Annotated in this window: 6 protein-coding genes and 1 pseudogene; 2 read left to right on the top strand and 5 right to left on the bottom strand. The window is 72.7% G+C overall.

Going from position 1 to position 7638, the window contains the following annotated elements; genetic code table 11:
• Positions 1-764 precede the first annotated feature (764 nt).
• The 5 genes from ACFVHI_RS33385 to ACFVHI_RS33365 are packed head-to-tail and all read right to left on the bottom strand — an operon-like array spanning position 765 to position 4940.
• Complete coding sequence (locus ACFVHI_RS33385) at positions 765-1415, bottom strand: VWA domain-containing protein (RefSeq protein ID WP_380345576.1); 651 nt, start codon at positions 1413-1415, stop codon at positions 765-767.
• Between the two features lie 16 nt (positions 1416-1431).
• Positions 1432-2577, bottom strand: coding sequence for a hypothetical protein (locus ACFVHI_RS33380; protein WP_380345574.1), 1146 nt, complete (start codon positions 2575-2577; stop codon positions 1432-1434).
• Positions 2574-3776, bottom strand: a complete 1203-nt coding sequence (locus ACFVHI_RS33375) for a protein phosphatase 2C domain-containing protein (protein ID WP_380345572.1) — start codon at positions 3774-3776, stop codon at positions 2574-2576. Before ACFVHI_RS33375 ends, ACFVHI_RS33380 begins: the two co-directional genes overlap by 4 nt.
• A complete protein-coding gene (locus tag ACFVHI_RS33370) occupies positions 3773-4189 on the bottom strand; it encodes a hypothetical protein (RefSeq protein ID WP_380345570.1) in 417 nt (138 codons plus the stop codon). The genes ACFVHI_RS33375 and ACFVHI_RS33370 overlap by 4 nt, the downstream gene beginning before the upstream one ends.
• A 7-nt stretch (positions 4190-4196) precedes the next feature.
• On the bottom strand, positions 4197-4940 hold the full coding sequence (locus ACFVHI_RS33365) for a hypothetical protein (protein ID WP_380345568.1): 744 nt from the start codon (positions 4938-4940) through the stop codon (positions 4197-4199).
• 173 nt (positions 4941-5113) lie between these two features.
• Here ACFVHI_RS33365 and ACFVHI_RS33360 point away from each other — a divergent pair, with 173 nt between their 5' ends.
• Together ACFVHI_RS33360 and ACFVHI_RS33355 are read left to right on the top strand one after the other, a co-directional pair.
• Positions 5114-5848: a Crp/Fnr family transcriptional regulator gene (locus ACFVHI_RS33360; protein WP_063350279.1), complete on the top strand. Its 735-nt coding sequence runs from the start codon at positions 5114-5116 to the stop codon at positions 5846-5848.
• 81 nt (positions 5849-5929) lie between these two features.
• Positions 5930-7638 (top strand): annotated as a pseudogene (locus ACFVHI_RS33355) (hypothetical protein); the annotation flags it as partial.

Here is a 7638-nt window from a genome sequence, read left to right as displayed (position 1 = left end):
GGGCACGACGACGGGTCCTACCTCCCGCCCCTCGCAGGACCCCCAGTGTTGGGCCGGCTGCCGGGCGGGTGGTTTTCCCCACCCCCGCGCGGCGAGAGGCGAGACCCCGCGTCGAGCCCCGCGGAAACCACCGGAATGACGCCCCGGCACCGCCGACGCCACGGCAGGTCCGCCTTGAGGAGGCGCCCCGGAGCCGCCTTCCGGGCGACTCCGGGGCCGCGCGAGGACCCGAAGCGACTGCGTTCGGGTGACGGCGCCACCATCAGCGGCACCATCAGCGGCACCCCCCGCCCCACTCCCCGGCCCGCCCACCGGCTGCCCGTGCTGCTCGGCCCCTCCGTGGCCGCGCCGGTATCGCAGCTACGGGGCGGCGTTCCTCGTCACAGGAGCCTTCGTCCGGGACGCCCCTTTCCCTGGAGGGTGCTCCGAAGGAGACGCCGATGTGGTGGGGGTGGTGGGGGCGGTCGTCGGCTCGGGCAACTGGGTGGGTGAGGCCGAGGGCGAGTAACTCGGCGACGGCGCCGCGGCGGGCGAGGAGACCTCAGGGGTCCGGGTCCGGGTCGGGGTCGGGGTCGGGGTCGGTTGTACCGGCACCGGCGTCGCCGGGTACGAGCCGCCTCCGCCCCCGTTCGTCGAGGGGCCGCCGAGATGGCCCGCCACCTCGACCACGCCGCCGCAGGCGAGCAGCACCGCGGCCAGCACGGACAGCCCGGCGGAGGCCCTCAGCGCCCGGGGCGCCGCGGTACGCGGGTCGGTGTCCACACTCAGTCCACGTATTCCTGGGCGACCTGCACGTACTCGAAGCCCTTGACGTCCGTGGCGATGTGCATCTGACCGGTTTGCGAGGAGGCGATCAGGGTGTTGAGCAGGCTGGTGATCGCCCCGCTCAGCGCCGACTCGGTGTCCGAACCGTCGGCGATGAACAGCGCCTTGGTCGCCACCTCCTTCAGCACGTCGCGCCTGGCGGCGCCGAAGCCGTAGGCGATCACGTGCGGGTGGCGCGGCCAGTTCCGGTCCACCAGCGCGCGGAAGGAGTCCTGCCACCTCGCGTCGGTCGGGGCGCCGTCGGTCAGGAAGAAGATCGCCGGCCGCAGCACGCTGTACTGCTGCGCCCGCAGGCTGCTGACGTCCTGTTCGATGCTCTGCCGCAACTGGTCGAAGGCCTTGCCGTACTCGGTGCCCCCGCCGCAGATCACTTCGGGCATGCTCGGGACCTGCTCCATGTCCGACATCGGGATCACCACGTGCACGTCGGTGGAGAAGGCGACCACGCTGACCCTGGCGAACTCCGAGACGCGCGGATTCGTCGCCAGGTTGTAGTGCAGACGCGAGAGGGTCGCGTTGAGCACTGCCTCGTGCGGCTTCATCGACGAGGAGGCGTCGATCACCACGTAGGTGGGCAGGCAGAGTGACATTGTGTGCACCTCTGAGCTAGTGGTTGGAGGCGATGACGATGACGATGACCAGGATCACGACGAAGGCGAGCACCCAGAGCCACTTGGTGGACGAGCCGGTCTCGGGCTTCTGCTTCTCCTCGACCGTGCTGACGGGGGTGACGGCGGGGGGCTTCGGGTTCGCGTTCGGCGAGGGCTGCGGAAGCACCACCGTCGGCTGCTTCGGGGGCAGTTGGGGCAGCGGCGTACGTGTCGGACGCGGCACGGCCCTGAGGTAGGGCCCGTTGTTCAGCGCCTGGTTCAACTGGGCGGCCGCGGGCCGTCGCTCCCGGTCGGTCGCGAGCAGCATGTCCAGCAGGACCTCGGAGACGGCGGGCTGGTTCAGCCAGTGGGACGCGGCGACGCCGTGGAAGGTGCTCGCGTCGCGCCGGCCGGTCAGGCACTTGGCGACGAGCAGGGCGAGCCGGTAGCGGTCGGTGTACTGGTCCGCGTCGGAGCCCGGCGGCGTGAGCGGGTCGGCCCAGTTCGGCTGGTGGATGTCGGGCATCTTCTTCGGCTGGCAGCCGTCGACGTCGATCAGGTAGACGGAACGGCCCTCCGGGCTCCAGAAGGCGTTGGAGAACGACCAGTCCGAGTAGACCAGGCCCAGGCCCTCCAGGATCGCGGCGAGCTCCGTCAGCCGGCGGCAGGCAGCCAGTCGGCCCTCGAAGCCGGGGCACGGCAGGCCGACGCGCCGGATCGACTCGTCGGACTTCGCCAGCCAGTCGATCTCCAGGAACCGGCGCTCGCTGAACTTGCCACGCCGCAGCTCGGAACGGTACTGCTCGGGCGCCATCGGGATCACGCACCCGACGGCCGGGTTCCCCGGCTCGCGGATCCGGGCCGCGGGCCAGCACGTCCCGGCGTACAAGCTCGCCCGCTCCGCCTCCGGCAGCGTGTCCGGAGCGGAGATCAGCAGGTCGATCCGGTGGCCGTCCTCCTGGTGCGGGCCGGGCCGGTAGAGCTTGGCCAGCCAGCCCGGATGGTCCGTCAGCGGCCGTACGGCGACGGCCTGGCCGTTGTGTTCGGAGATCGGCTCGGCGAGCGGTCCGAGATCGCCGAGGCCCACGGTCCTCGGCAACGCCCAGCCCCGCGGGTCCACCGCCGGGGCTCCGCCGCCGGCGACGGGATCGGAGTCGGTCATGTCCCGCTGCCGTTCCACACCACGACGGCGGTGCGGTCGTCGAGGCACTGCGGTGCGTCGAAGCCGACGTCGGCGGTGAACCGGGTGGCCGGGACCGGCGAGCGCCAGGCGTTCGCGAAGTACTCGTTGACGTTGCCCGCCCGGTCCGCCCACGCGTCGCCGATCCCGTCCGTGACCAGGGCGAGGGCGGCACCGGCCGCCAGGGTGACGTAACCGTCCACGGCCAGGTGCGGCGTGTCCGGCAGTCGGCCGGCGACCTCGTTCGAAACCACCACGGCCGCACGGTCCTTGGCTTCGCCGGCGGAGAACTGCCACAGCGGGACGCGCGGGTCGAGTGTCCAGGCCGAACTGTCACCGAGCCAGCCGACCCATGCCCGCGCCACGCCGTTCGCGTCCGGCTCGGCGATCACCGCGGTGATCAGCACGGTCGCCAGGTGCGAGGTGCCGACGCCGCGTCCGGCCGCGTGCGCGGCGATCGATTCAGCGACCCGCCCGTACAGCGCCTTGACGTCGAGCCGGTCGAAGCCGACCGCCTCGATCTGCTCGCGCAGCAGGGTGACGGCCTGGCTGGAGGCCGCGGTGGCCCCGATGTCGGACCAGGCAGCGCTGGACAGGCCGTCGGCCACGGCCACGATCGCGTACCGGCTGTCCGGGCTCCGCCCGATCCGGTAGGAGTCCTGTCGCGGCTCGGCGGGCTGGCCGCAGCGGTGGCCGGGCCCGACGACGGAGGCGGCGCGGATGGTGAGGGCACCGACCCTGGCTTCGTCGGCGGCGATGCCGTTCTGCACCGTGCGCTCCGGCAGCAGCCAGGGGTAGCCCTGTGCCCGCGCGCCTTCGCCGAAGCGGGGCACGCTCAGGTCGGTCGGCCTCTCGCGCAGGAACGGCCGGGGCCTGCCGGGCTGGGCCGTCGACACCGCCGGTGCCGCGACGAAGCGGCAGACCGGCGCCGTCGCGTCGGGCCGGGGCCCCCGTTCGGGCCGGTCCCGCTGCCGGGCGGGCGGGGGGGCGGCCTCGGACCCCAGTGCGGCCGCCGCGCCGACGACACCCACCGCCGCGAGGGCGAACGCGTTCACCAGCCAGCCGTAGTGCCGGTGCGGCGTGCCGACCTCGGCGAAGGCCCCGATGACGACGGCTGCGAGCAGCCCCGCCCGCACCCAGCCGTCCGTCAGGCCGTCCCGCCGACCGTCGCCCCCGCTCACGGCCGCTCCTCACGATCGCGGGACCTCGGCCCCGAGGCGAAGTGCTGGTCACCGTGCTGCACCGCGAACACCTCACCGGAACCGGTGGCGGAGTTGACCTGGACCACGACGTCCGGCCGTTGCGCGGTCCGCAGCGTCGCCAGAGCTATGACGTCCTGGGCGAGAGCCGGGTCCCGGACGAGCAACTGGAGCAGGGCCTCGGTCCAGAAGTCCACGGCCGCGGCGTCGACTGCTCCCCTCGTGGCGGTCGACCCCCGCTCCAGCGCGACGGACAGTTCCCTGCGGCGGCTGCCGTGGGCCCGGGCGATGACGCCGCTCATCAGTCGCCTCGCCTCGTTCCACAGATCGGTGCCCATCGCGGACACCAGAGCGGTGGCTCCGCTCGCGGCCAGCTCGGCGAGTTCCTGGTTCATCGGCGCTTCAGCCCCGTTCGTTGTAGTGGATGTGCTGGCCACCTCGGCCGACGGCGAAGACCGTGCCCTTCCCCGTGGCTTGGACGAGTTGCTCCACGGCCCGCGGCTCGGCTTCCGCAGGCCGCTCGCGGGAGCCGGATTCCGGGCCGGGACCGCCGTGCGGCCCGACCGGGCTGCCCGGGTACCAGAGCCAGGCCCGTGCGGCGTACTCCTTGACCCGGACCTCGGCCGCGGTGAAGGCACCGGCTTCGAGCCCCTCGTAGCCGTGCCCGACCGTCTCCTCGTAGTAGTGCTGCGACAGCACCGCGGCCACCGGGGTGCCGTCCGGACCGTCCAGGAGCGCATGCCGCAGCGGGGGCGAGTCGAGCAGCCGGGCGAGCGCCTCGAACGGGGTGCCGGAGACCGTGCCGTCCGGATCGGGCCGAACCTCCCCCGCGTGCGCGGCGGCCCGTACCCGCAGCCGGGTGTCCGGGCCGGCGTGCCGGTTGTGCTCGCGGATCCGCGCGCCCAGCTCCGGCAGCAGCGGGACCAGCAGTCCGGCCTTGGGCAACCCGGCCGGGGCGACGAGCCGGCAGCCGTCGCCGGTGTCCACGTACGCGAAGTCCCGCCGGTCCAGCTCCGCGACGCCGAGGGCGCCGAACAGCGCGGACCGCAGCACGCCGCGGATCTCCTGCAGCCGCTGCTGACCGCGGCCCGCGGAACCCGCGATGTCGCACGCCAGCAGAGCTCGGTACTCGTACCTCGGATTCACATTCCCTCCGCGATCACGACGAGGGCCGGCAGTTCGAGGATCGAACCGCCGTCGGCACCGAATTCCCGGTGCCGACACGATGGTTAACCAGAACGTAGAGGAGGGGTCCTCGGGTAAACCGGCTACTAATACGGCTTGTCCGGCTTCGGCCGGACGAGGAGGAGGAGTGACCGATGAGCAACACACGGATGCGCGGGGCCGGGGCCTACTGGCCGACGACCGGACTGCTCGGCCGGGTCGGCGAGGCCGATCGCCGAGTCCTGCTGGAGCTCGGCCACGGCGTGGCCTACCCGGCCGGTCAGATCACCATCCGCGAGGCCGACACCTCGGACTTCTCGCTGCTCCTGATCGGCGGCACGGTGAAGGTCACCGCGCACGCACAGGACGGTCGGGACGCACTGCTGGCCGTACGGATGGCCGGGGACCTCGTCGGGGAGTTCGCCGGAATCGACGGTCAGCCGCGCATCGGCACCGTGACCGCCTGCGGCCGGGTGCTGGCCCGCTACATCCTGCCCACCGAACTGCTGGCGTGCACGAAGCAGCACCCCGCCATCGGGCTCGCACTCAACGCGAGCGTGGTGGCCAAGCTGCGCACGGCGACCAGCCGGATCGTCGACTTCACCGGTTGCGACGTGCTCGGGCGGCTGGCCAGGATCCTGCACCACCTCGCCGTCACCTACGGGCGCCCCGGCCGCAACGAAGCCCATCTCCCGCTGTCGCAGCCGGAGATGGCCACGCTGGTCGGCGCCGCGGAGTCGTCGATCCACAAGGCCCTGCGGGCCCTGCGGGAGTCGGGCGCGGTCGTCACGGGCTACCGCAGGATCACGATCCTCGACCTGGACCACCTCGCCCGGATCGCCGCCGCGGCCGAACCGGCCGGTTCACGGGCGATCTCACCAAACAGGTAAAAGCGCCGGGTTCCGACGACGGGTCGGCGCCAGCATGACCGAGTGCCGGAACCCGAGCGTTGGAGAGGACCGGAGAAACAGATGCCAGAGAACAACGGTGCTCCGGACGGCTCCACGCGAATCCGGGCGGGCGACGTGTCCGGAACGATGATCGTCGGCGACCGGAACACCGTGACCAACCTCAACATCACCACCGGACACGGTTCGGCCATCACCGTGAACGCGGGGCCTCCGCCCAACCCGGTCAAACGTCAGCCGATCTCCCACCTGCCGCGTTCCGCCGCCGATCCGCTGATCGGCCGGGAACGGGAGCTCCAGGAACTGCAACAGGCCATCGGGGCACGCCAGTTGGTGCAGATCTGGGGCGCCTCCGGGGTCGGCAAGAGTGCGCTGCTGCGCCACCTCGCCCGCACCTTGCCGCGCGGGCCCGAGGGCGCGGCCTACATCGAAGCCGGCGGCCGGACGGCCGACGACCTCGCGCAGGCGATCTTCGACATCAGCTTCGACGCACCGAACTACAAGCCGTCGCTGGAGGTGCTGAAGGAGCACCTGAAGACCCTGCGGCTGCGGATCTACCTGGACGACGCGGGACTCGACGAGAAGGACCTGCACCGGCTCTTCGACCTGGCCGAGCACTCCACGTTCGTCTTCACCTCGCAACGCCGGTCGTCGGTCACCGGCGTCCACCCGATCCGGCTCGACGGACTGGCGGCCCCGGCAGGGGTGGTCCTGGTCCAGACGGTCCTGGCCCGCGCGCTGCGGCCCGACGAAGCGCGGACCGTGACGGCGCTGTGCGACGCCCTGCACGGCAATCCGCTCCGACTGCGGCGCATCGCCCTGTCGGCCGCGACCGGCAAGGGCCTGCCGGGCATCGCCGATCTCCCCGCGCTCCTTCCCGCGCTGCTCAACAGGCTCCGGCCGGAGGAGCGGGACCTGCTGTACCTGCTCGGCTCGCTCTCCGGCGCCGAGTTGGCCGCCCGGCAGCTCAACGCCCTGCTCAGCCGGACGGACAGCGACGCGCTCGCCAGCGGGCTGGTGCGGCACGGCCTGCTGGTCGCCTCGGAAACCGGCTACGGGTGTCCGCCGGACGTCGCCGAGTGCGTGCTCAAGAGCCGGATGACGCAGTACCCCGCCGCGCCGCTCTGCCGGGCGCTCACCGCGTGGGTCGAGTCGCGGGAGACCACCCCGGACGAGGTCGCGGCCCACTTCCAGGCCCTGGACGTCGCGGTGCTGGGAGCGGAGCGGAGCGGACAGGCGCAGCTCGGCGTGGAGTTGGCCCGTGCCGCCTCGCCGAAACTGGCGCTCTCCCGGCAGTTCGACGCGTGGGGCAGCCTCCTCGGAGCCGGCTGGGCCGCCGCGAAGAGCGCGGGAGACCGCGCGGGCGAGGAGTTCTTCCTGGGGGAGGCGCGCACCCGCCGCAAGGCGATCGGCCGGGCGGCACTGACGACGACCCTGGTGCTGGAGGCGGGGGCGCTCTGGCAGGAACTCGCCGCCCTGCAAGCGCACTCGGTGGCCCACCAGGCCGCCACGACGACGATCACCGCCGTGCCGCCGATCGATCCGGCCACCACGGCACACGCCATCGGCCAGTCCCCGCTGATCACGCACCCGGCGGTCAGTCCGCCGACGGTCACCCACCCCGTCGTCCAACCGGTCATCCAGCCGCCGGCCGTCACCCACCCCGTCGTCCAACCACCGGCCGTCACCCACCCCGTCGTCCAACCACCGGCCGTCACCCACCCCGTCGTCCAACCACCGGCCGTCACCCACCCCGTCGTCCAACCACCGGC

The organism is Kitasatospora sp. NPDC127121, from assembly GCF_042677305.1.
Taxonomy (GTDB): Bacteria; Actinomycetota; Actinomycetes; order Streptomycetales; family Streptomycetaceae; genus Kitasatospora.
Note: the sequence above shows the minus strand (reverse complement) of the source record. Positions and strands in the feature narration are given on the sequence as shown.